The sequence below is a fragment of the Mesorhizobium opportunistum WSM2075 genome, from assembly GCF_000176035.2.
GTDB classification, from domain to species: Bacteria; Pseudomonadota; Alphaproteobacteria; order Rhizobiales; family Rhizobiaceae; genus Mesorhizobium; species Mesorhizobium opportunistum.
The window spans coordinates 6,625,366-6,645,667 of sequence record NC_015675.1 but is presented as its reverse complement, the minus strand read 5'-3'; the positions used below and the strand labels follow the sequence as shown (position 1 = coordinate 6,645,667).

The 20,302-nt window shown below is 58.6% G+C and carries 18 protein-coding genes and 1 pseudogene; 9 read left to right on the top strand and 10 right to left on the bottom strand.

The annotated features are described in order from the left end of the window. Window positions 1-680 precede the first annotated feature (680 nt). Entirely contained in the window at window positions 681-896 is a 216-nt protein-coding gene (locus MESOP_RS35440) for a hypothetical protein (RefSeq protein WP_150111244.1), read from the bottom strand. On the opposite strand from MESOP_RS35440, the gene MESOP_RS36915 reads away from it, so the two are divergent. After that, window positions 838-1,011, top strand: coding sequence for a transposase (locus tag MESOP_RS36915; protein ID WP_157163674.1), 174 nt, complete (start codon window positions 838-840; stop codon window positions 1,009-1,011). The two genes, MESOP_RS35440 and MESOP_RS36915, sit on opposite strands and share 59 nt — an antisense overlap. A gap of 590 nt (window positions 1,012-1,601) precedes the next feature. On the opposite strand, the gene MESOP_RS36645 is transcribed toward MESOP_RS36915, so the two are convergent. After that, window positions 1,602-2,078: a hypothetical protein gene (locus tag MESOP_RS36645; RefSeq protein ID WP_276325686.1), complete on the bottom strand. Its 477-nt coding sequence runs from the start codon at window positions 2,076-2,078 to the stop codon at window positions 1,602-1,604. A 370-nt stretch (window positions 2,079-2,448) separates the two neighbouring features. Here MESOP_RS36645 and MESOP_RS31800 point away from each other — a divergent pair, with 370 nt between their 5' ends. Together MESOP_RS31800 and MESOP_RS31795 are read left to right on the top strand one after the other, a co-directional pair. Continuing rightward, the gene (locus MESOP_RS31800; RefSeq protein WP_013533552.1) at window positions 2,449-3,162 is read left to right on the top strand and encodes a GntR family transcriptional regulator; all 714 of its coding nucleotides are present in this window, start codon (window positions 2,449-2,451) and stop codon (window positions 3,160-3,162) included. 708 nt (window positions 3,163-3,870) lie between these two features. Then, the gene (locus MESOP_RS31795; RefSeq protein WP_013533551.1) at window positions 3,871-4,056 is read left to right on the top strand and encodes a hypothetical protein; all 186 of its coding nucleotides are present in this window, start codon (window positions 3,871-3,873) and stop codon (window positions 4,054-4,056) included. A 222-nt stretch (window positions 4,057-4,278) separates the two neighbouring features. Here MESOP_RS31795 and MESOP_RS31790 read toward each other — a convergent pair whose 3' ends face one another. Genes MESOP_RS31790 through MESOP_RS31780 form a run of 3 tightly spaced genes read right to left on the bottom strand, consistent with a single transcriptional unit; the run spans window position 4,279 to window position 6,170 of the window. After that, window positions 4,279-4,740 carry a hypothetical protein gene (locus MESOP_RS31790; protein WP_013533550.1) on the bottom strand — a complete coding sequence of 154 codons (462 nt, stop codon included), beginning with the start codon at window positions 4,738-4,740 and terminating at the stop codon, window positions 4,279-4,281. A 3-nt stretch (window positions 4,741-4,743) separates the two neighbouring features. Continuing rightward, window positions 4,744-5,865, bottom strand: coding sequence for a HigA family addiction module antitoxin (locus MESOP_RS31785; protein WP_245265027.1), 1,122 nt, complete (start codon window positions 5,863-5,865; stop codon window positions 4,744-4,746). Between the two features lie 11 nt (window positions 5,866-5,876). Further along, window positions 5,877-6,170, bottom strand: a complete 294-nt coding sequence (locus MESOP_RS31780; RefSeq protein ID WP_013533548.1) for a type II toxin-antitoxin system RelE/ParE family toxin — start codon at window positions 6,168-6,170, stop codon at window positions 5,877-5,879. Between the two features lie 107 nt (window positions 6,171-6,277). Here MESOP_RS31780 and MESOP_RS31775 point away from each other — a divergent pair, with 107 nt between their 5' ends. Further along, complete coding sequence (locus MESOP_RS31775; RefSeq protein ID WP_081285673.1) at window positions 6,278-7,156, top strand: IS1 family transposase; 879 nt, start codon at window positions 6,278-6,280, stop codon at window positions 7,154-7,156. Window positions 7,157-7,177: 21 nt separating this feature from the next. Then, entirely contained in the window at window positions 7,178-7,483 is a 306-nt protein-coding gene (locus tag MESOP_RS31770) for a hypothetical protein (RefSeq protein ID WP_013533546.1), read from the top strand. Window positions 7,484-8,492: 1,009 nt separating this feature from the next. On the opposite strand, the gene MESOP_RS31765 is transcribed toward MESOP_RS31770, so the two are convergent. From MESOP_RS31765 to MESOP_RS34485, 3 genes and pseudogenes are all read right to left on the bottom strand, one after another. Continuing rightward, window positions 8,493-8,684: a hypothetical protein gene (locus tag MESOP_RS31765; RefSeq protein ID WP_013533545.1), complete on the bottom strand. Its 192-nt coding sequence runs from the start codon at window positions 8,682-8,684 to the stop codon at window positions 8,493-8,495. Between the two features lie 304 nt (window positions 8,685-8,988). Then, window positions 8,989-9,886: pseudogene (locus tag MESOP_RS31760) on the bottom strand (dihydrodipicolinate synthase family protein). Between the two features lie 128 nt (window positions 9,887-10,014). Beyond that, window positions 10,015-10,629 (bottom strand): trans-sulfuration enzyme family protein, encoded by a 615-nt coding sequence (locus MESOP_RS34485; RefSeq protein ID WP_425339448.1) that lies wholly within the window; start codon window positions 10,627-10,629, stop codon window positions 10,015-10,017. A 595-nt stretch (window positions 10,630-11,224) separates the two neighbouring features. On the opposite strand from MESOP_RS34485, the gene pdxR reads away from it, so the two are divergent. The 4 genes from pdxR to MESOP_RS31735 all read left to right on the top strand — a co-directional run bounded on the left by pdxR (window position 11,225) and on the right by MESOP_RS31735 (window position 16,164). Next, entirely contained in the window at window positions 11,225-12,730 is a 1,506-nt protein-coding gene (pdxR, locus tag MESOP_RS31750) for a MocR-like pyridoxine biosynthesis transcription factor PdxR (protein ID WP_013533544.1), read from the top strand. 215 nt (window positions 12,731-12,945) lie between these two features. Next, window positions 12,946-13,668 carry a B3/B4 domain-containing protein gene (locus MESOP_RS31745; RefSeq protein WP_172832179.1) on the top strand — a complete coding sequence of 241 codons (723 nt, stop codon included), beginning with the start codon at window positions 12,946-12,948 and terminating at the stop codon, window positions 13,666-13,668. A 468-nt stretch (window positions 13,669-14,136) separates the two neighbouring features. Next, a complete protein-coding gene (locus MESOP_RS31740) occupies window positions 14,137-14,757 on the top strand; it encodes an FMN-binding negative transcriptional regulator (RefSeq protein WP_013533542.1) in 621 nt (206 codons plus the stop codon). 564 nt (window positions 14,758-15,321) lie between these two features. Beyond that, complete coding sequence (locus MESOP_RS31735) at window positions 15,322-16,164, top strand: TIM barrel protein (RefSeq protein WP_013533541.1); 843 nt, start codon at window positions 15,322-15,324, stop codon at window positions 16,162-16,164. Between the two features lie 236 nt (window positions 16,165-16,400). Here MESOP_RS31735 and MESOP_RS31730 read toward each other — a convergent pair whose 3' ends face one another. Continuing rightward, a complete protein-coding gene (locus MESOP_RS31730; protein ID WP_245262924.1) occupies window positions 16,401-17,087 on the bottom strand; it encodes a transposase in 687 nt (228 codons plus the stop codon). A gap of 1,014 nt (window positions 17,088-18,101) precedes the next feature. Beyond that, on the bottom strand, window positions 18,102-20,147 hold the full coding sequence (locus MESOP_RS31725) for a carbamoyltransferase family protein (RefSeq protein ID WP_013533539.1): 2,046 nt from the start codon (window positions 20,145-20,147) through the stop codon (window positions 18,102-18,104). Window positions 20,148-20,302: the final 155 nt, after the last annotated feature.

Below are 20,302 nucleotides of genomic sequence, written 5' to 3'. Positions count from 1 at the left end.
AATTTCTGGATTGATGTGACGGTGTCGGGAGCCGCGGCGACTCCACGTACTCCTTATGACTGCTGGGCCTGAGGGGGGGCGTCATCCGATAAGCAACGGCCGAGGGTTAAGCCAGCTGGCCGGCGCAGTGCCTCATGCACAAGAGGCGGGCCCTATGTGGATATTCACAAGGAGCGGATTTCGATCGCGGTGGCAGCGAGCTGACGCGGCGGATCGCTGGAATATTCGGCGAGATTCCCAATGACACTGATGCATCAAAAAGCTCTGCAACCGTCTGGGTATTCCGGCAAGCCGCTGGCGTTTGGCTATGAGACCGGCGCGTGCGGTTATGGCCGTTATCGCCAACTCACAAGCCTGAGTCATCGCTGCGACGTGGTGGCGTCATCGCTGATTCCGAGGCGGCCGGCCGATCGGGTGAAGATAAACCGTCGCGATGCCACCATGCTCGCCCGCCGCAATCGGGCCGGAGAGTTGACCCCCCCGTCTGGGTGCCCATAACGATCACGAAGAGCCATGCGCGACCTGATCGCCTGTGTAGCCCCGTCGTGCGACAGATATTGACGCGAGCGCATGAACGTCTTCGCGATTTCTGCTGCGTCACGGGCATAAGCAAGAGCGTGGGGCGGCCTGGCGAATGGCTTACTGCCGATGGCTTTGACATTGGCCTTCGAACATCCCGCTCAGCAGGTCGGATTCAGGACTACGTCGATGCCGTCATGGATGCGGAACGGCGCCTGCAGCAGGTCCAGGAACAGATACTCAGCCCGATCCCGGAACGAACCGGCGCCCGGTGGGTGATGCCTGTAGGCAATACGCGGTATCGCGTCAGCCATTGCCGTGGTGCTGGTCGCGGAAGTCGGCGACTTCACCCGCTTCTTCAATCCACGCCGGCTCATGGCCTACTTCGGCCTGGTCCCTGGCGAGCAATCGAGTGGCGAGACCGTCTGGCGCGGGCCGCATCACAACGACCGGCAACACCATGCCCGGCGCGCGTTGGTCGAGGGCGCCTGAGCTTACAGGATCAGACCGCATCGGCCGGCGCAAGGTCGACCCGATCGAAGCGCTGCCACACGTCGTTCGCGATCGGGTCGTTCCAGACGCGCCGGCGCGTCCAGGCAAAAATGCGGCCCGTCAGAGCGTCAAGTCCGCCTCTTGCACCTGATATCCGCAGTCCAAGTGCCTCGATCGCCGATCGAGTGGCGGGCCAATTTCTACGCCAAAGGCCGTTGTCAGCACTCATGACGGTGGAAGGAATCTAGCGCTTGGTGCCCGCGTCTGGTGGCAACGATGATTTTGATCGCGCGCTCAATCTTCTTTAGGGCTAATTCGCGCATGTACATGAAGCCAGTTCCCGCTGCGGCGAAGGTCGTGGCGCATGCTGCGCGAATGCCTCGCCGGCATGGCATCGTTCGTACCGGCCGAAGACGAGCCCACGTCGATCCCCGGAGCGGATCGCCGAGGAAATCGTGCGGCGCGTGTTTGCGGAAATGTCAGCGTTGCCCAGAATTGCCTTGGCTATCGGACGTGCAATAATCACGAGTGGAGCGCAGAGGATTACCCGCAATCGCGCGCCCCATGAACACCTCGGCTGGCCATTTGGATCAGATTCTCCACAATGAAGGGCGGAAGGTGACGGGCAGGCACTGCAGGCAGCGAACGACGTGATGCTTAGTAGGCGGACATTTGTTCACTAAGATACATGGGAAGTGAATAGAGGCGGCGCTCTGGCAAAGTGAGGCTGCGACGCGCACTAGGAGACGTAGCGGCTTTGCTTTCGCACTGGAGCGCTGCGGTGGGCGTTCTGAGCGAGCCTGTCGAGAATGGCCGCGGCCCCTGATATTTAGCTCGGCGATGATGCCATCTGGCCACAGGCGGTGATCAGGGTGGTTTGCGCCGATAGCGTTTCTCGAGGAGTTCGAACAGATGGAAGTGCTGCTCCCCAAGAGGGAGTGCGTTCCGAAGTCGTCGAGGATGAGGAGCCGCACGCGCGTGAGCTTGTAGATGAGGCGGCGGCAGCGGCCATCAATGCGGGCGAACGCCAGGCCCTCGGAGAGCCGTAAAACGCGCAGGTAGAGCACGGAATGATCGAGCCGTGCCGCCTGACGGTCGAAGGCACAGGCCAGCCATGACTTTCGATCCCGGTCTGGCCGGTGACGACCAGGTTCTGGTGCGCCTTCAGCGAAACTTAACGAAACAAGAACGATACCGATGGCATGGCGAAGTCGGTGAGGCCAGCTTTAAAGCGGCCGCTTTGGCTCACCGTTTGATGTGGCGGCGAGGTTCAAATGCCCCCGGGGGGCAAAAATGTCACTTGCGCGCACGAGGATCAGCCCCATCTAACCGGCTCCCCCGGGTTGTAAGGGCAGATCGGGCGGGCGAGGGACACCAGGAGTGGGGCTGCAGCCCAAGCTTCTTTGAATAGCAGAAACCATTCTCCCAGGAGAAGGCATGTATAGGCAGCACGAAGATACACCAGGGTGGGATCGGTCCAAGGCCAATCGACTCTATAAAGCATTGAAGAAGCTTATCGTCGATTTTAAGGTACCCCCCGATACGCGACTCGACCCCCGTCTAATCAGCGTTACTCTGAAAACGAGCGTTACCCCGTTACGCGAGGCATTGATTCAGATCGAAACCGAAAAGTACATCGTCGGATCTCCTCGCAATGGCTACTACACAAGAAAGCTGGATACAAAGCAATTATCAGATGAGTATGGTGTTGCCAACGCAATACTTCAGGGTGTTTTCAGGCAAGGCCCAGATGAGCATTCCAAGCTGTGGTCAACGCTTCCTACGATCCCCAGCTCTAACGACTGTATTTTGTTTGGGGAGTTCCTCGAGGTATTTTATGAGAAGATCGCAGAGGGTGGAAACAATGGAAAAATGCTGGATCTCGTTCATGAGTTCAACATCCGAACGAGATATGTACGTCTTTTGGATTTGCAACGGCCGGAGCGTCTATCATGTATTATAAGTGATATGAGACAGCTTGTAGAGCTTCTTGACAAGCAAGACAAAAATGGGGTGATCGCAAATATTGGTCGGCAATTCAGTGCGATAATTGAAAACGTCCCCGAGCTTGTGCTGGAGGGTAATCTTCGTGCCGGGGATACGAAAGAGAGCTGGTTGAAGACATTGCTGTCGAATTTCGACGAGAGCTGACCGGCGGTTTCCACCGAGATGTGGCTCTGGCTCACTTTTGCTGCTGTTGCTGCCGGCGCTTTTGCTGATTCCCCGGAGGATTAACTAAATTCAACATCCACTTGCCCGCGCGAGCCTCGCGCCTGACGGATTGGCGCGGTGATTGATGTGAAGGTTATAGCGAACACCGCTCAAAAGCTTCGATCGCGCCAATTTTCGGGAATCTGTCCAGACCGGGGGCCAGCCGGAGCGTTCAAGATAGATATGTGCGTCGGCCCGCTGGCCCGCTCCTCGTCGTACGGACGAGCATACGCTGGTGCTGCTGCGGGGGCTGGCGCCGCATACCCCGACGCCGTCATCGCCGGCATTCTCAACAAACAAGGCCGCCGAACGGCGTACGGCACCGCTTCGGCGCGCCACGCCGAGGCTCGCCGGCGCACGCCCCGTCGTCTGGCGACAGACGTCACGGTCTCGCCCGAAAGGAAACTCTCCTCAATGATCTGCAGCTCCTGTTCGGTCCGGGCTTCATACCCGCCGGTTAGATTCATGACGAAGTGGTGCGCCGACCGCCATGGCGGCCTCGATCACCTTGTCGCGCGTGGCGATCCACCGCAAACGCGTGGTAGTGGGTCAGTTTGAAATTTGCCATGCCGTCAATCGACGTCAACCGACTGTCGCACGATAGGCCGAACTCCTATATATGCTCAACGCGAAGCATGAGGAACTGGCATGTTCGACGTCATTAAGGAAATGACTTGGTTGCGCGACACGGTCCGCCATAGCATCGAGCGGGTGGAAGGCATGGACCTAAAGCCTGCCGACGCTAAGGAGATCGCCAAGCGAAAGAAAATTCTTAAGGAAATCGAGGCGGATTTGCGCAGGCTAGAAGGATACCAGTATGCCAACCGGACCTAAGCCCAAGCGCCCGCGCGATCCTAACCAGTTGGCAAGGTCGATTGTTGACATCGCGACTGGCGAAGCGCCGGCCAAAGAAGATCATAAGAACAAGGCCGCTGTGGAGCTAGGGCGACGTGGCGGTAAGATCGGTGGCCGCGTACGGGCTGACCGCATGTCGGCAGAAGAAAGGGCCGATGCAGCAAGGCTAGCTGCATCGGCCCGTTGGAGAAAGCGCGACGACTAGGCAGCTTCTGCTGCCTCGATTTCCGCCAAGTCCATCGTGAAGTCGAAATCCATCTGGATAGGCTCTTCGTCCGACCTCGCATCATTGTAGCTATCGACATCGATCTTCAACTGCCGAACGTCACCGACGATCCCGCGACGGCGCTGCTGGAACGACATCTGCATATGGTGTCGTGGGGCGGTTCGAATATCGTCCCACAGAACCATCTGCATTCCGCCTGACTTGGTCGTGGCGGGATGCAGTTTGCGAACCTTTCTTCCGCGCTTGTCGGTGATGTAATCTTCGCGCATGGCCGACTGCAAATCTTCGGCGCATTTGGAGATTGCTGCCGACTCCGGCAATTCCCATCGTCCGGTTCGGATAGCCCAAGCGGCCATTGTTCTGGTGCCTGCCGGCCACGGCTCGCCGGACATGCGGTACTCTGCAACGATTTTCTGCATCTGCTTACTGTAAGTCATGCTTCAAATCTCCTTCAGATGCGGTGTCACCCCATACCCATCGGTCATCGCCGTACGTATGAGGACATGCCGCACCTTGGCTTGGTACTGCTTGAATAAGTCCCATCTGTTGAGGTGCTTTTGTATTTGCCCGGCCACGATGCCGGGATGGCGCTTCACTAGTTTCGAAAAACCGATCAACCCTGGTTTGGAATAGATCGGGTCATGCCGACGAATGAAGCTTTCCATCTTCAGTCTCGGCACACAGAAATCCGCCGCCGCCGCATCGGCTGCACGTTCGGATTCGTCTGTAAGTCGGTCGTCATCTTCGAAGTTGTCGATGACCGGATTATCGCGACCTTCAAGCCTGAGAATGTGCTCGATCTCATGCCGCAGATTAAACCAAAAGCGGTCGATCTGGTCGCCACCCTTAAGCGACAGGGCAATGACCGGCGACCTGTTTTTGTCCAGCCAGAAACACACCCCATCAATACGCGAGCCGGGAAGCGGTTCGACAACCAAAAACCGCACACCACAGTCATGCAAGATGCGCGGGACATGGCGGACCTCTTCCGGGTCAACCATCAAGGCTTCAAGCTGGACAAGCGCGTCGCGCAGTAGCGTTTCCGAGAACTTCGGCACGACCATCGCTTCCGCAAGGCGCTTTACGCGGATAAGCCAAGCCAGTTGGATAGTGGAAACATCTTCGTTGTTCTTCCTCCATGCGGCGAACGATCCGGTGATAGGATCGCCAATCGAAGCGATTCCGAAGAAGCGGCAAACCGATGCTTCCATACTCTCGCCGGGCCGCTGCGGAAGCCAGCCACGCTTCGCCAAATCTCGGACGGGAAAGCGCTTCCGCATCTCCGCCTCGCGAGCGATCCGCTCGTCAGCCGGCGACGTTTTCGCCAGCTGATAAGCGGATTCCAAATTCAACCAATACTGCGGAGTCGTATCCAGCGCCGCAGCGATCTCTCGCGCCGTGTCTGGCGTGATCGAGCGCTTACCCATGATGATCTCATTCACCACATTGGCCTTGCGGCCGATGATCTCCGCAAACTCTGTCTGCGACCAACCCAACTCATCCAAGGCGTCCTTAAGGAACTCGCCCGGTGGGAAAGTGTAAGCTGGCGTCCGATCGGTCATATTCCTTGGCATCAGTGATAATCCGTTATTTCAATTACCCGCAGTCGGGTGCCTTCGTTGTCGGTGACGATCTCAATGATGAGCCGCCACTGCTTGGTCAGCCGCACCGAATGTTGGTGGCCCCTTCTCCCCTGAAGCTTCTCGAATCGGAGTCCGCCGCGATAGAGGTCCCGCTGGTCGACGGCAGCGCGCAATGCCCATAGCGCTTTGCAGAATCCACGCACAATGTCAGGGCCAAAGCCCGCATCGAAACTCGGATCATGGTCCAGTTTGTCGAGGTCATCATCGGCAAATTCGATCTCCATGCCTCACGTCCCTTTTATATAGCGCCGGAGAAAAAATCTCAATACCCTTTATCCCGGATAGCGTAATAATAGTTGCAAAGCAAGAGCGCTTATGCATAATGGTCAGTATGAATAAGTTGGACGCCCAAGCCCGGTCTGGTATCCTTCACATGCTCTGCGAAGGTCAGTCGATCCGTTCGATTACCCGCATCATGGGTACCAGCAAAAATACGGTGGCAAAACTTCTCTCTGACGCTGGCGCGATTTGCGCACAGTATCAGGATGAAACCCTTCGCAACCTGACCAGCAAGCGAGTGCAGGTCGATGAAATCTGGAGCTTCACCTACGCCAAGCAGAAGAACGTCGCGACGGCCAAGGCTGCCCCGGAAGGCGCTGGCGACACATGGACATGGACGGCCATCGATGCCGACACCAAGCTTGTCATGTCGTGGCTGGTCGGCGGTCGCGACAGCGAATACGCGATGGGCTTCATGGACGATCTTTCGCGCCGCCTCGCCAATCGCGTCCAGCTGACCAGCGATGGCCACAGGGCCTATCTAGAGGCTGTTCAAGGTGCATTCGGTGGCGACATCGACTACGCCATGCTGATCAAGCTCTATGGCGCCTCCCCTGACAGCGCAAAGGGCCGTTACAGCCCCGCCGAATGCACCGGAGCGAACAAAGAGCGGATCGAAGGCAATCCAAACATCAAGCATGTCAGCACGTCATTTGCTGAGCGCCAGAACCTCACCATGCGGATGCATATGCGCCGCTTCACTCGGCTGACCAACGGCTTTTCCAAGAAGGTGGAAGCCCACGCCAACGCCGTGGCGCTTCACTTCATGGACTACAATTTTGTTCGCATCCATGCCACCTTGCGAATGACCCCGGCGATGGCCGCTGGCGTCACTGGCAAACTTTGGGAGATCGGCGATATCGTTGCGCTGATCGAAGCGAAGGAAGCCGAAAAGCCGATGGTTCGCGGAACATATAAAAAGCGTTCCTAGCGGTTTTGGGGAGGGCGAGAAATGGACAAGGCCGACTCTGGTTTGCGCCTCTTAATTGCCGGCGCCTGCATCGCGGTGATCGTTGGCGTCGGCTATTACCTTTTCGGCGAATATCGCAATTACCAGCGTCAGAAAGACGAGGCGGAGCAGGAGCAGCTGCAAGCGGTCCTTCGTGAGGATTGCGTCGATCAGTTGGCAAAATTGAATAAGGCATTCGGCATTTCCCCTACGGAGAAGAACCGAATTGCCAACTGTCTCTATATGGGATCGTTGACAGATGCCGAAGTCGCCGAGCGAGAGCGGGTTCTAGATGTCCCTTTACGCTAAAAATGCGGCCTGAATTTCAAACTGACCCACTACCCAACGCGTTTCTCAGGGCCAAGCCTTGAGTTCGGGCTTGTTGACGTAGCCAGGCAGGAAATCGTCGATCTGGCTATGCCTTACGCGGCATATCGCATGACTACCGGAGGCGAGGTCGCCGCCAAACGGACCAACGAGACGCCCCGCCGGTCATCTGGAGGGGCGAGGCTCCGGACCCAACCATTGTGGTGGAACGTTCAGTACATCTGCATTGGTTAGGCGGCGCATCGAGCCAAATGCGCACTTCGAATTCATCGGACGCGCCGGCCGGAAAGATCACGGGCTGCCCCCTGGACAATGACGGGACGATGGCTCGCACCCGCGTACCGACAACGGGACTTGTAGAGTCGATGAGGCGGGGCCATCACATGGATCACACGGCCTTCGGGGCGCTTTCGTCGATGCCTATCCGAAATTCTCGGTCCTACGTGGCGCCGTCATTCCGGCGGCGGAGGGCGACACGATCAGGTCCAACATGCAGGCCGACGGCGCCGCTCAAAATATTCGTATTCATCGCAGCCTACGACTACGCAGCTGTGAGCCCCGCGCTCCACAACCGAAGAGGAAGTCCTAACATCGACGATCTACGAGACCCGCCCAGTCCCTAGCCCAGCAGTTCACATGCGTTTTCCGAACGCAATACAGGCGGCGCATCCATGGGCGCTCCGTCTTCTTTTTGTAGCGAACACTAAGATGAAGTTTGGCCTACGGGTTGAACGCTCGATCTCGGCGCTCGCAGGAAGCATAGTAAAATTCACAACAGAAAGATCGCCGACCGCGTGGCTAACGCGGGGCCGTAACACCGCGCTTCGGACAGGACCTTGGCCCAATCGACCGCGTGTTCCCCGCCCATGGAGTTCGCTGCCTGCCCGGCATCGTGGATGCGCGCCCCAGGCCTTCATGGCTATTACCCATCGGGTTATGCCTGGGGAGCAGGGAGGATTTGCTCCCCAGGTTAATAGCTAGAGCGATCGTCTCAGAAGCGACGCACATCCGGAAATGGTAGCACCTCCGCCTGTTGGCGGGGCTGTTTGAATTCTTCGAAGGCGACCGCCTCAATTATAGCGTCCAAGGCTTCACGCCCCGTCTGGCTCATCGGGTCATCACCACCAAGATAGTGGTATGCCCGATCTAAATGCACCCGGGCCGCGGAAAAATCGCTCTTCATTTAACCTCTCAGTAGCCGCCGCGTCAGCCCTCTACGAGGTCAGTGTCGCGCAACGGTCAACATACACAGGACAATTTGATTTAAACTTGACACAATTAGGAGGAGTAGCATGCTCGGACGATGACATTTTGCCGGCACTGTGCCGCAGTGAGAGCTGGCCTCGCAAGCCGCTGGAGCAAGGATGTGGTCACATATCCCGAGGGACGGGAGGTGCTGCGCTCCCTCGGCACACACGGTGAGCGCGCTGGGTAGGGGTCGAGAGCTGTAATCCGTCGGTGGTCAGCACACCGCTCGAAAGCGGGGCTTACGATTGGGGACCTGATCCTAAACGGGCCGGGACTTCGGCGACCTGGTACTTCGCGGCCGCTGAAACCGGCTTGATTGGCCGTGGGGGCTGGGCGGAACAGATTTCGAGGAGCTCGGCGATAGCGTAGACAATGCGAAGGCTCGAGAACGTTTTAAAAAGCTCCCACACCGGGGCCAGCGTGGCGTCTATCCGGTGTACTTCTGTGTGGTCGCCGTGCCGAGCCGCTCTGACGATCGCCAGGCAGGGCTCCGGCAAGATGCCACCGAGGACGCTGTACCATGTGTCGGCGCCCGCGATCAGGGCCGCCGTGGCGTTCCAGTCGCCGCTGTAGCCGATCGAGAATCCTTTCGGCAGAATTTCTTTCTGGTGCGCAAGTTGGCCTTCGATAGCATCGCCCCGGTCCGCTGAGTTTTTCATAGCGAGGATCTCAGGCAACTGTCCCAGACGCGCGATGAGTGCTGGCGTGAAGCGAAAATGCGTGTTTCCAGGATTGTCGTAGATCACGATACGAAGGCCACTTTCGCGCGCCACTGTCGAAAAATGCTCGAAAACTTCGTCCTCAGTGAGCGGACTGTATGACACAGCGGCGAGCAATCCCGCGGCTGCGCCGAGGGCCTTCGCATCCCTTGCATATTTTACCGCTTCATCGGTGCGCAAAGCGCCCACAACCACGAGCGGGACTCGTCCACCGTCTCGTCCAGCGCTTCAGAAATTGCCCGGCGGCGTTCCTCGCGCGACAGATACATGTAAGTGCCGGTGCTGCCGAGCAGGCCGATGGAATCCACCTTTGCTGCACAAAGCCGCGCTTTGAGCTTTCGAAGCGCGAGGATATCGACGCTGCCGTCACTATCGCTTGGCGTTATTGGGAAGGCCAAAGGCCGCTCAGGAAAGCCATGCTGAAGCTCCCGCTGTTAGATTGCGTGAAGCGTTGGGCATCAGACCCCCTCCAGCGTTGAGATCGGTGATCAAATCGGCGGCGTCTTCAAGCCTACCGACAGGCACATGAGGTCGTCGCCGACTGCTTCAGGCAAAGGCGCGTCCTTGCAGATGGATTGACTTGCGCGAGCGGGTTAGGCTTGCCGGATGACAAATGAGACTGTCAGCATCGCCAAGGCTGACTGACCTGGTGATCAACGTGAGACCGTCCATCATACGGCGCGCGCCCTCGAACCCCGTTTGGAGGCCGAGAGCCAACATGCCTGAGCCGTTCGACATCTGTCTGCGCGCGATCTTATGCTCGGGATGAGAGCGGAGAAACGGATAGCTAACCCAAGCCACAGCCAGGTGCGCCTCGAGCGCCTGGGCGACCGCGAGCCCAAAGGCACTGTGACGCTCCATACGCAGCGTGAGTGTCTTCAGCCCGCGCAAGATCAGGAATGCGGACATGGGCGAGAGCGCTGCCCCGGTGAGATAGCGCAGGCCAGTTTCGCGCAACAGGTGCAATGTCTTCGCATCGCCGAGTATGAAACCGCCAAGCGCATCGCCATGTCCGTTGATGTACTTGGTCAGGGAATGGATCACGATGTCAGCTCCGAGTTCCAGTGGACGCTGGAGGGCGGGCGAGGCGAAGGTGCTGTCGACCGCGACCTTCACCCGGCGAGAATGGGCGTGTTCGGCAATGGCAGCGATGTCGAGGATACGGCTCAGCGGGTTGATCGGCGTCTCGAAGAAAACGAGCCGAGTCTTTCGGGTGATGGCCCCATCGAATTACTGGGATTTGACAGGTCGAGGGCAACGACCTTAGTCAAAATGCGGCAGGCCCTGTTCGACCATGGCGAGTGTATTGGCATAAACGGTGTTGTGGACGATGAGTTCGTCACCTTGCGAAAGCGGCGAAAGGATCAGCGTGCCGAAGGCCGCCATCCCCGAGGCGAGTACCAGCCCAGCTTCGGCTCCGTCGAGATTGGCGAGCCGCTTTTCGAGGACCTCAGTCGTCGGGTTGTATTCGCGTGCGTAGAGTCTTCCGCTGCTGCGGCGGCTTCGTTTGCTGCCACGCTTTCAAATCCGTAGGTCAATGTAAGAAACACAGTCGTCTGAACGGAATTGGAAAAGCCGGCCGGATCGTAGCCGTGATGTATGGCCCGGGTGGCAAATGCGAGGTCGACCTCGTTCCGGAACGGCATTGATATTGCCTCGTTTTCAAGCGAATCTTCGGCGCTGGCCATCGGCTTTAGCCCTCTTGATTTCGGGAACAATGCCGTCACACTAACTCAGATGGAACGTTCAGTTGGCGATGAAAGAAATGGTCCAGCCTTCTCCTGCCGCTTCGACAGCTCGCCCTCAAGGTCTGGGCGCGCGCCAGATCTGCGAAGCTCTTCGCGAGCAGATCCTGGGCGGCATCTATGAAACGGGCAGCCAGCTGCCGTCGTCCCGGGGCCTCGCAAATGAACTCGGTGTGTCGCGAACCACGGTGACGGTGGCATATGACCAGCTGGTCGCCGAGGGTTTCATTGAGGTCATCCAAGGCGCAAGACCTCGCGTTGCAGCTTCGCTAGTCGGGAGTAAAGCGACTAGCGCGGTGCCGAAAAGGACTGGCCCGATTCACCTTTCCAGTTACGGCGAGCGACTGCGCGCCAGTCCGCCACGGCCCGACTACCTCCCGAACCGTCTCAAGGTCGATTTCCGCTACGGCGACCTCGCACCATCTGATTTCCCTGCACTGACGTGGAAGCGCGCGATGAACGCGGCGATGTCACAAAGTCCCGGAAGGCTGGCCTATCACGATCCACGCGGCTCGCATCGCTTGCGCCAGGCGTTGCAGGGATATTTGTGGCGCGCCCGAACGCTTAGCTGCCGGGTCGAGCAGATCCTCGTCGTGAGTGGATCACAACAGTGCCTGGACCTTTGCGCGCGTCTGCTGCTAGATCCTGCTGACAGCTTCGTGATCGAGGATCCCTGCTATAGAATGGCGCGCCTAGTCTTTGCCAGCACAGGAGCCACTCCAGTGGCCGTCGCCGTCGATAGCGAGGGCATAAAGACGGAGCTGCTGCAGGAAATTCCGGCGCGGCTGGCCTATGTCACCCCGTCGCACCAGTTCCCGCTCGGCGGCGTCTTGTCGATTTCGCGGCGCTATCAACTCCTCGAATGGGCTCGGCGCAACGACGCCTATATCATCGAGGACGATTACGATGGCGAGTACCGGTACGACATTCGTCCGGTGCCCCCGTTGCACAAGCTGGAAGACCGCAGTTCCGTCATCTATGTTGGGACGATCTCCAAGACACTGTCGCCGATGCTGCGCATCGGCTACCTGGTGGTTCCGGCCGAGTTGCAAGATGTCTTTGCGACGGCCAAGCAGCTTCTCGACAGGCATTCTCCGGTTGCCGAACAGGAGGCCCTGGCCTCACTTATCGAGAGCGGTGGTTATGAAAGCCATGTGCGACGCGTCCGCCGTCTCAACGGCGAGCGCCGTGAGGCGCTGCTTGCCGTCCTTCAACGCGCGTTCGCAGACGGTATTGTCATCGAGGGTGCTGATGCAGGGCTGCATGTCGTCGTCTGGTTCAAGGATCTTTCTCGGTCGCTGGAGGACATCCTGGTTGAAGAGGCGCGGCGGGTCGGGGTGGGCATCCATCCGATTTCATCACTGTACATTCGAGATGAAGGCCGTGCTGACCGGATTGGACTGGTGATGGGCTATTCCGCCCTGACCATTCGGCAGATCGAGAATGGCGTTCGGCTCCTTACTGGCGCTGTCCAACGGGTAAAAAGCCTTGCGAGCACTCGGCAACATCCTCAATAACCGGCCTGACGGTGCACAGGCCTGGCTCGTGACCCCAGAGTCACGCCGGCAGCGATCGCAGACTGGATCAGCAAGACTTGCCGTGACTGGCCCTGTCGGCCATTCCGGGTCCCGGGCAGTACTCTGACCCTGCGACCTGGCGAAGAGAGTTCTCGACGAGACTCTTACATCCACTGGAAGCAAGGCGCCGTGCGGCCGGCTTAAAGGAGAAAGCGTTGATGGATTTTCCGCTGATCGACGAGGAAATAGCAGAGATCGCACCTGACTTTCGCGCTATCAGCATTCTTGTTGATGCACAGGACAGTGCGCGAGGCGTCATGGCTCGAGACGTGTTGGGAGAGGCTTGCGATTTCGTCCGAGCGGGAGGACCCGCATGGGGAGAAGCGCACTTGGCCAATTGGGCGGAGGCATACGTCCGATTCGGAGCGAAACCAAACCGGACGCCGTGCTCGGCGCACGCATTGAAAAAACGGGTGGAGAGGGACGGCCGCATCCCATCGATAAATCCTGTCGTTGACCTCTACAATGCAGTGAGCCTGCGTTTCGCAATACCCGTCGGCGGCGAAAATTTCGATGCATATGTCGGTAAACCACGGCTGACAATTGCGGAAGGAACGGAGTGCTTCCACACTGTTTTGAATGGGGAAGCGGTCGTCGAAAAGCCTTCCAAGGGGGAGGTCATCTGGCGCGACGATCTGGCAGCTACATGTCGCCGCTGGAACTGGCGGCAGGGCACGCGCACCCGGTTGGAGACGGTGGGCGGCCGCATGTGGTTTATTTTGGAAAGCTTAGCAGCGATGCCGGAAGGAGCGCTCGAGGACGCAGCTAAGATGCTCGTGAGCGGTCTGAGAGAGCTTGCACCAGGGTGTAAGGTCTACGAACAGGAAATCACCACCGCTAAAGCCTCGGTCGCCAGTTCCGCCAGGCGGGTCGGTTGAGGAACGTGCCGTCCCTGTCATCGAGGCTGAGCTGGCCTGCATGCGCCGCCTGATAGGCAGGCCGGCGGCACGGAAGCCTATCAGAGATGTCGATCGAGAGGCACATGCTCACCCGTCGGGGGAGCTCTCCGCCTCCTTCGAAGGCTAACTTCCCGAGCGGATCGGTACGCAGCCATATCTGCGGGTCGCGACCTTGCCGCCGACGCCGCCAGCGGCTCGGCGGCACATGCTGTGTCATGATTTCGCCAACCCTGGAGGACGGCGCCAGCTCGGCGTCACCCAGGTCCTGCTGGGCAAGCTGGACACACGGCCCTCTACGACTGTTGGGCCACTAAGATAGTTGGCCCGATGATCTGGGCTCGCCAAGTCACTTCACCAACTGGACGACTTCAATTGTAATTAACTGGCTGTTTCCTGAGGGTCAGATTGCCGGTATCCCGACCTGCAGCGCACACACGGAGTTCCCCGATGTACACCCCTCCCGCCTTCCGCGATGATGATATGGATTTCCTGCGGGCGAGCGTCCGCGCATCTCCTCTGGCGAACTTCGTCACCGCGACGGCCGAAGGACTCTTCGCCTCGCCGCTGCCCCTCTTGCTTGATGAAAGCGAGGGCGAGCACGGCGTGATCTACGGCCACCTCGCCAAGGCCAATCCACAGTGCCGTGTTCCCCCGCTGGGCGACGGTCTGGCCATCTTCATGGGGCCGGAGGCTTACGTGACCCCGGCGTGGTACGCGACCAAACAGGAAACCGGGAAGGTTGTGCCTACCTGGAATTACGTCACCGTCCACGCTTATGGCCCGGTCGAGTTCTTCGAGGACACCGGGAGGCTGCTGGAGGCCGTGAATCGCCTGACCGACCACCACGAGGGTGAGCGCGTCTCGCCCTGGGCGGTGTCGGATGCGCCGTCGGATTTCGTGCAGGCCCAACTCCGCGGAATTGTGGGTCTGCGCATGTCGATCACGAGGATCGAGGGCAAGCGCAAGATGAGCCAGAATCGGAACGCGGCCGACCGTGCCGGAGTGGCTGCGGGCCTCGCAGCGAGCGAGCGGGCATCTGACCGTGAGGTCGCCTCCTTCATCCCTTAGCAACATAAACTTCGTTGGTATCGACCCCATGACAAATCTGACGCAACTCGCCCTACGCCTTGCCGCGGCTTTTGTGCTCGCCATAACGCCTGGTGCTCGGCGACTCTATGTTGTCGCCCGCAGTCTCGCCGGCGGTCGCCCCAATTGCGTTCAATACTCTCGCCGACATGTTGGCTTTGTGCCCAGCGGCATTGAAGGCCGCACAGCAGCGCGTCCTGGATTGAATCAGCGCCTGAGGGAGAGGTCGGGGAGGCGCTATGATTGCACTGGCAGTCCACCTCGCTACGGCGGAGCAGCCGGCCACATCAGTTTGGCTCCGGAGCGGTTCAGCATCCTTGCGGCCTGGTACTCACTCTGCAGAAGCGGCTGGGTAGGCTGGATCCATCTTCGGTCATTTCGCTTAGCAGATGAATGTCTCAAGAGGCGCGGTGGTACCCGTTGCGTGAAAGTCGGCTCACAATGATAGACAATCCTATGAATAAAGAGCGGGTGACTTCGACCGGCTCGCCTCCCTATGCCGAACATTTCGGCCTTGAAAATCGCCAAACGGCCAGTGAGCCGCGAATGGCGGCCGCCTTGATGAAAGAACGCCAATCCGTGCGCGTGGCGCCGCTTCGGTTTGCACTCGACCATATGGCGACACCTGGGCTTGACGTCATGACGTTCCTCGCACTCGCCCGCGATCTCGGTCTAACCGACGTGCAAGTCAGGACTGATCCTTGCAGTAAGGCTGTTGCGCGCGGCAAGCCGTCGGCGGATGTCCGGGCTGCCGCTGCCGAAGCGGGAGTCACGATTATCTCAGTCAACGCCTTGCAGCGATTCGACGAGTGGACTCACGCCCGCAAAGCCGAGGCCAGCAAGCTCGCCGATTATGCGGCCGCCTGCGGCGCCCAGGCGCTCATGCTGGTGCCGGTGAACGACGGTTCGCGGTCCGCCAATGCCGAGCGCCAAGGCAATCTCCGCGTCGCCTTGAAGGCGCTAAAGCCAATACTTCAGTCGCGAGGTCTTGTTGGGCTTATCGAGCCGCTTGGGTTCCAGACCTCCTCACTTCGGTCGAAGAAAGAAGCGGCTATCGCCATTGCCTCGGTTGATGGCCAGTCCGCCTTCCGGCTTGTCCACGATACATTCCACCACACGCTTGCCCGCGAGACGTCCTTCTTCTGCGACTTGACCGGTCTCGTGCACATTTCGAGCATAAACGATCCAACCTTCTGGATTCGCCCGGATCGCATCCTGGGCGGCTCGGACAATTGCAGCCAAATCCGGACGCTACTCGATGGCGGCTATTCGGGCCCCTTCTCCTTTGAGCTTGTGGAGGAGGTCCATGCGTTAAATGACTTTGCAGGCGCATTTGCCTCCAGCATCGATCTCATCCGACGCGGGCTTCTCAGGCGAGTGCCAGTCTAATTCGCGCAGGCGATTGAGCCGAGAAGTCATTTGAGATCGCTGTATCTCGCTGATGCAGGCGCTTGCCGCATCACCATTGTCAAAACTGGCCATTGGACCGCCTTGGGCGGCCGCGGCAGTTCGATGGGCGGCAAGGCGAAGATCGGATCTGATGCGGAGGGCGGCGAGCTATCGGTTTTCGGACGAAGAGCAACTGATGGCGGACCAAGGGCGAGTGGCCCACCCCAACCGCAGCGTTATTCAAGCTCCAGCTTCCTCTTCAGTTCCGCGTTCTCCTTGCGCAGCCGTTCCGCGAGCAGGCTCTTCAGTCGCTTGTTTTCTTCCTCAAGCGCGACGAGGTCCTTCAGATCATCACCAACCGATGCAGGCAGCGCAGCTCTCTTCCATTGATAGTAGGTCTGTTCCGAGATGCCGGCCTGCTTGACCGCGCTCTTATGGGTGGCGCCGCCACTGATAGACTTCTGTATAAGGGCAAGCATCTGAGCGCGCTCGTTTTCAGAGTAGATCTTGCGTCCGGTCCGCACGGCCGCCGCTGGTATTTGCTGCGCCTGCGACGCCGCATTGGGCGCGTTCTTCCGAGCAGGCGGCCTGGGCTCAACCTTAGCTCTCGGCGACCGTTGTGCTTTCTTCTTCAGAGGCGTCTCCACTTTGGCTGCCGGTTGCGTTGCAGTTGTTCCTGATCCTGCGTCCAGGGAATTCGTCATGAGATGCTCCGCTCGCGGTTTGTGCATGTGTTCAGCATTGAGCGATACTACACTCGAGTCAACAGGGCGACCATTTGGCAACTCCATCTTCTCGAGTTCCCTTCTTGTCTCGGCCATTGCTGCGGTGAGATCGACATCGCTCCAGATTGAAAGACTCCGTTTTTGAGAACTGCGCTTCTGTCTGATCTCCACCGTGAATGCTCGGGGCTGCCGCCTCATAGGTCGTTCCTTGTTGAAGACGAATTGTACAGGAAGTCGCGGCAGACGACGGAATGAAGGTCTGGCCGGCTCTTCTGTAGCCGAGCTATATGCATCCGATCGCTTGAGCAAGCCCTGCTGGCGACGCACATCCTAAAACAGCCTACGAGCACCTAAAAGCAAGCAGGCTATTTCATCTCGAACCGAGGAGGTGGTGCTTCCTCGCAGCATGCAAAAGCTATCTTCCTGGTTTTCGACGGCGCAGCGACGGGTGGCATCCGGACTGAAAGGAGCTGCTCAAGTGCGCCGATCCAATCTGCGCTGGCAGTGCAGGACGGCTTACATCCGAAAGGCCGGCTAGCGACGCTAGCCCGGCTTATCAAAACGTGAACCGACTTGAGTTGGCGGCGAAGAGCGGACAGCTGCGCAGAATGGCGCGCATGGAGAGTGGAGGGCACGAGCCGAGTCGAACTCGCATCGAGCTTCGTCCGGCAGCGGCAGAGCGTGGTACGGAGGCCGACCGGAGCTACTCCTCGCCGCGGCCACCGCTGGGGCCAATCCTTCTTCCGTGAGTACCGCGGCGGTCATCTGGTTTGGTCGGAACGTGGTCCCGGTACTGACCGAGGAAATCTTGCGAGTTCACTTAGTGGCATGGTACGCACATGAATTCACTGAGCCTTTAGTCGTCCGCTTCACCTCTTGTGCGAGTTTGCTACCCTGGCCTTCTCCTGAAGGCCGGCCAGCCTGCTTTTCGCGTTCGATCGATGGCGCGTTCTCAAGGCCGATTGGCGTTGATGTCGACGGTCGGGCTTGGGAATGCTGAAGGACGCGCGCCTGGTTGCCTCTCCGGCAACCAGGCGACCACGGGCGCCTTCACAAGGCATCAGCAAGCATTGCTGTTAAAGGGCACTAAAAACTGACCCCCAACCGGCTTTGGTGTCGCCTCACCCATTGGTGAGCAGTCCGATTCTGGACAACGCACCGCTCCTGTTCAGACCAAGGCATGGAGCCAAAAGAGCCATTTTGGTGGGCCTGTTATGCCTGCTCCAGCAAACGATCGGGGCCTTGACGGACGCGAACAGCTTGTGAGGGGTGCAGCCGAATGCAGCGCTGCTCCCACAACTGACGAAGCTCCTTTGTGAGAGCTTGACGCTTAGCTTCATCTAGCGTGATTGGATTGAGGAGATCCCCCAGCACGGCTTCGCCCTCGATCTGAATGAGCAGAGCGTACACTTCACTTGAAATGCGCACACCGTCGCGAGGGGAGTGGACTGCGCGAATCTCGCAGACCGTCTCCTGGCGATCTTGCGTTGTATAAGCACGTACTTGATGCAGACTAAACTGAGGAGGCAATGAAACCGCGAGCGCAGTCCAGTCCTCCAGCGCGGTAGCCCGTTTCTTGACGAGGAACGGCCCGACCACAAGTCCGTCCAATTCTGTCGTTAAAAAGGTCGCAATCGAGTCTGCAACTGAATCTACGATCGGCTCGGCGTTGTTGTTGAAGGATGTGTTCAGCAAAATTGGGATGCCCGTCCGCTTCTTGAAAGCATTAATAAGGTCCCAGTAGGCCGGGTTGGCTTTGCGCGATACGGTTTGCAGCCGCGCGGTACCGTCGACGTGTGTGATGGCGCCGAGCAAGCCACGCATAGAGTCGCGCACACGAACGACGAAATTCATGAAAGGGAATTCGCATTCAGTGTCCGGCAGGTCGAAAAATTCGGCCGCATCCTCCTCCAGCACCGATGGCGCGAAGGGCCGATACCCTTCGCGCTTCTTAACCATTGCGTTGATCCGCTCCTTGTTTGCGGCAGGTCGTGGATCTGCAAGAATGCTTCGGTTGCCAAGCGCACGTGGACCGAACTCCGAACGGCCCTGCACCCAGCCGATCACCGCGCCATTGGCCATCAAGTCGGCTGCACTGCTGGCCACATCATCGGTGCGTTCGACCTCGATGTGCCCGGCCCATGCAATAAGTTCCTGCTCGACGGCCTGGTCGCTTCCGAGATCAGGCCCCCAATAGACCTCCCGCAACCGCTTGCGAGGCGCAGGGTGCCCCAGCTCAGCAGATGCCATGAGTGCGGCGCCCAATGCGCACCCAGCATCATGCGCTGCGGGTTGAACAAAAATATCTTCGAAAAGCCCTGAATACAGCAGTTTGCCATTCATCGAGCAGTTGTGGGCTACGCCTCCAGCGAGGCACAGCCGCTTCATCCCGGTCGCCTCACGATGATGGCGGAGAATGTGGAACACGATCCGCTCCAGCGCTTCCTGCAATGAGGCACTCACATCACGATGTTGCTGTGTGAATGGCATTCCCTTTCGCCTGACACTGATGTTGCGGAGCAGTGTCGGGCCGATGCGGTCCAGATGGACGCGGTAGCCACCGTTGGGCAAGAGTTCATAGAACTGCTCGAAGAGCTCGCGATAGGGAACTGCATCGCCGTATGGGGAAAGCCCCATTACCTTATATTCGTCGAACATGCCGTAGCCCAGATGACGAATAGTTTCTATATAGAACAGGCCTAGAGAGTTATTCTCTGGGAAACTCTCGAGCTGCCGGATTTCTGTGCCAGACCCGACCGCCAAGAGGCCCGACAAGAAATCACCAGAGCCATCAATCGCGAAAATCAGGCTTTGTTCGAAGCCCGACATTGCAAAAGCACTTACCGCGTGCGCCTGATGATGACTTACGAATGAGATACGCGAAGCCTCCAGTTCGGTGCCGAACTCCTGCGCGAACAGCTTCTGTACCATCAATTTAGCGTCCACAGGGATGGAGGCGTCCGGCTGGGAAATAAGCATCTTCTCCAGGGCGGCGTTACAATAGGCTTCGGTAGCGTAAAACGCTACACGATCGATGTCTTTGAGCTGAACTCCAGCGGCTGAGAGGCAGTATTGAATCGCACCACTCGCGAGCTTGTTGGAGTGCTTGATCCGGTTGAGGCGCTCCTCTTCAACGGCCGCTATTACGTGTCCGTCTCGGACGAGCACCGCAGCACCATCGTGCAAAAATGTATTCGCAAACTGGAATCGGTTTTCATGGACTTTGTCCAATCCGCCACTCACTCCTAGACACAACATCTCGATCTCCATGTTATTATGACAAAAAGGACCGGCTGGCCCGGCTCAAGGCCGTTCGACTTAGAACGGGCTCCATTATCTTTCTCGCCTGCAACCGCAATCAGACATCGTCAAACTCTGGCAGGGGTGTCGTCAGTGCCAAAATCCGGCCCAAC

Bases quoted from the DNA above. Each gene is read 5' to 3' on its own strand.
- MESOP_RS31780 (WP_013533548.1), bottom strand. From the start codon at position 6,170: ATGGAGATCGAATTTGCCGATGATGACCTCGACAAACTGGACCATGAT.
- MESOP_RS31770 (WP_013533546.1), top strand. From the start codon at position 7,178: ATGGACAAGGCCGACTCTGGTTTGCGCCTCTTAATTGCCGGCGCCTGC.
- MESOP_RS31735 (WP_013533541.1), top strand. From the start codon at position 15,322: ATGGCGGCCGCCTTGATGAAAGAACGCCAATCCGTGCGCGTGGCGCCG.
- MESOP_RS35440 (WP_150111244.1), bottom strand. From the start codon at position 896: ATGAGCCGGCGTGGATTGAAGAAGCGGGTGAAGTCGCCGACTTCCGCG.
- MESOP_RS31730 (WP_245262924.1), bottom strand. From the start codon at position 17,087: ATGAGGCGGCAGCCCCGAGCATTCACGGTGGAGATCAGACAGAAGCGC.
- MESOP_RS31795 (WP_013533551.1), top strand. From the start codon at position 3,871: ATGTTCGACGTCATTAAGGAAATGACTTGGTTGCGCGACACGGTCCGC.
- MESOP_RS31790 (WP_013533550.1), bottom strand. From the start codon at position 4,740: ATGACTTACAGTAAGCAGATGCAGAAAATCGTTGCAGAGTACCGCATG.
- MESOP_RS31725 (WP_013533539.1), bottom strand. From the start codon at position 20,147: ATGTTGTGTCTAGGAGTGAGTGGCGGATTGGACAAAGTCCATGAAAAC.
- MESOP_RS31785 (WP_245265027.1), bottom strand. From the start codon at position 5,865: ATGACCGATCGGACGCCAGCTTACACTTTCCCACCGGGCGAGTTCCTT.
- MESOP_RS31740 (WP_013533542.1), top strand. From the start codon at position 14,137: ATGTACACCCCTCCCGCCTTCCGCGATGATGATATGGATTTCCTGCGG.
- pdxR (WP_013533544.1), top strand. From the start codon at position 11,225: ATGAAAGAAATGGTCCAGCCTTCTCCTGCCGCTTCGACAGCTCGCCCT.
- MESOP_RS31775 (WP_081285673.1), top strand. From the start codon at position 6,278: ATGAATAAGTTGGACGCCCAAGCCCGGTCTGGTATCCTTCACATGCTC.
- MESOP_RS31800 (WP_013533552.1), top strand. From the start codon at position 2,449: ATGTATAGGCAGCACGAAGATACACCAGGGTGGGATCGGTCCAAGGCC.
- MESOP_RS31765 (WP_013533545.1), bottom strand. From the start codon at position 8,684: ATGAAGAGCGATTTTTCCGCGGCCCGGGTGCATTTAGATCGGGCATAC.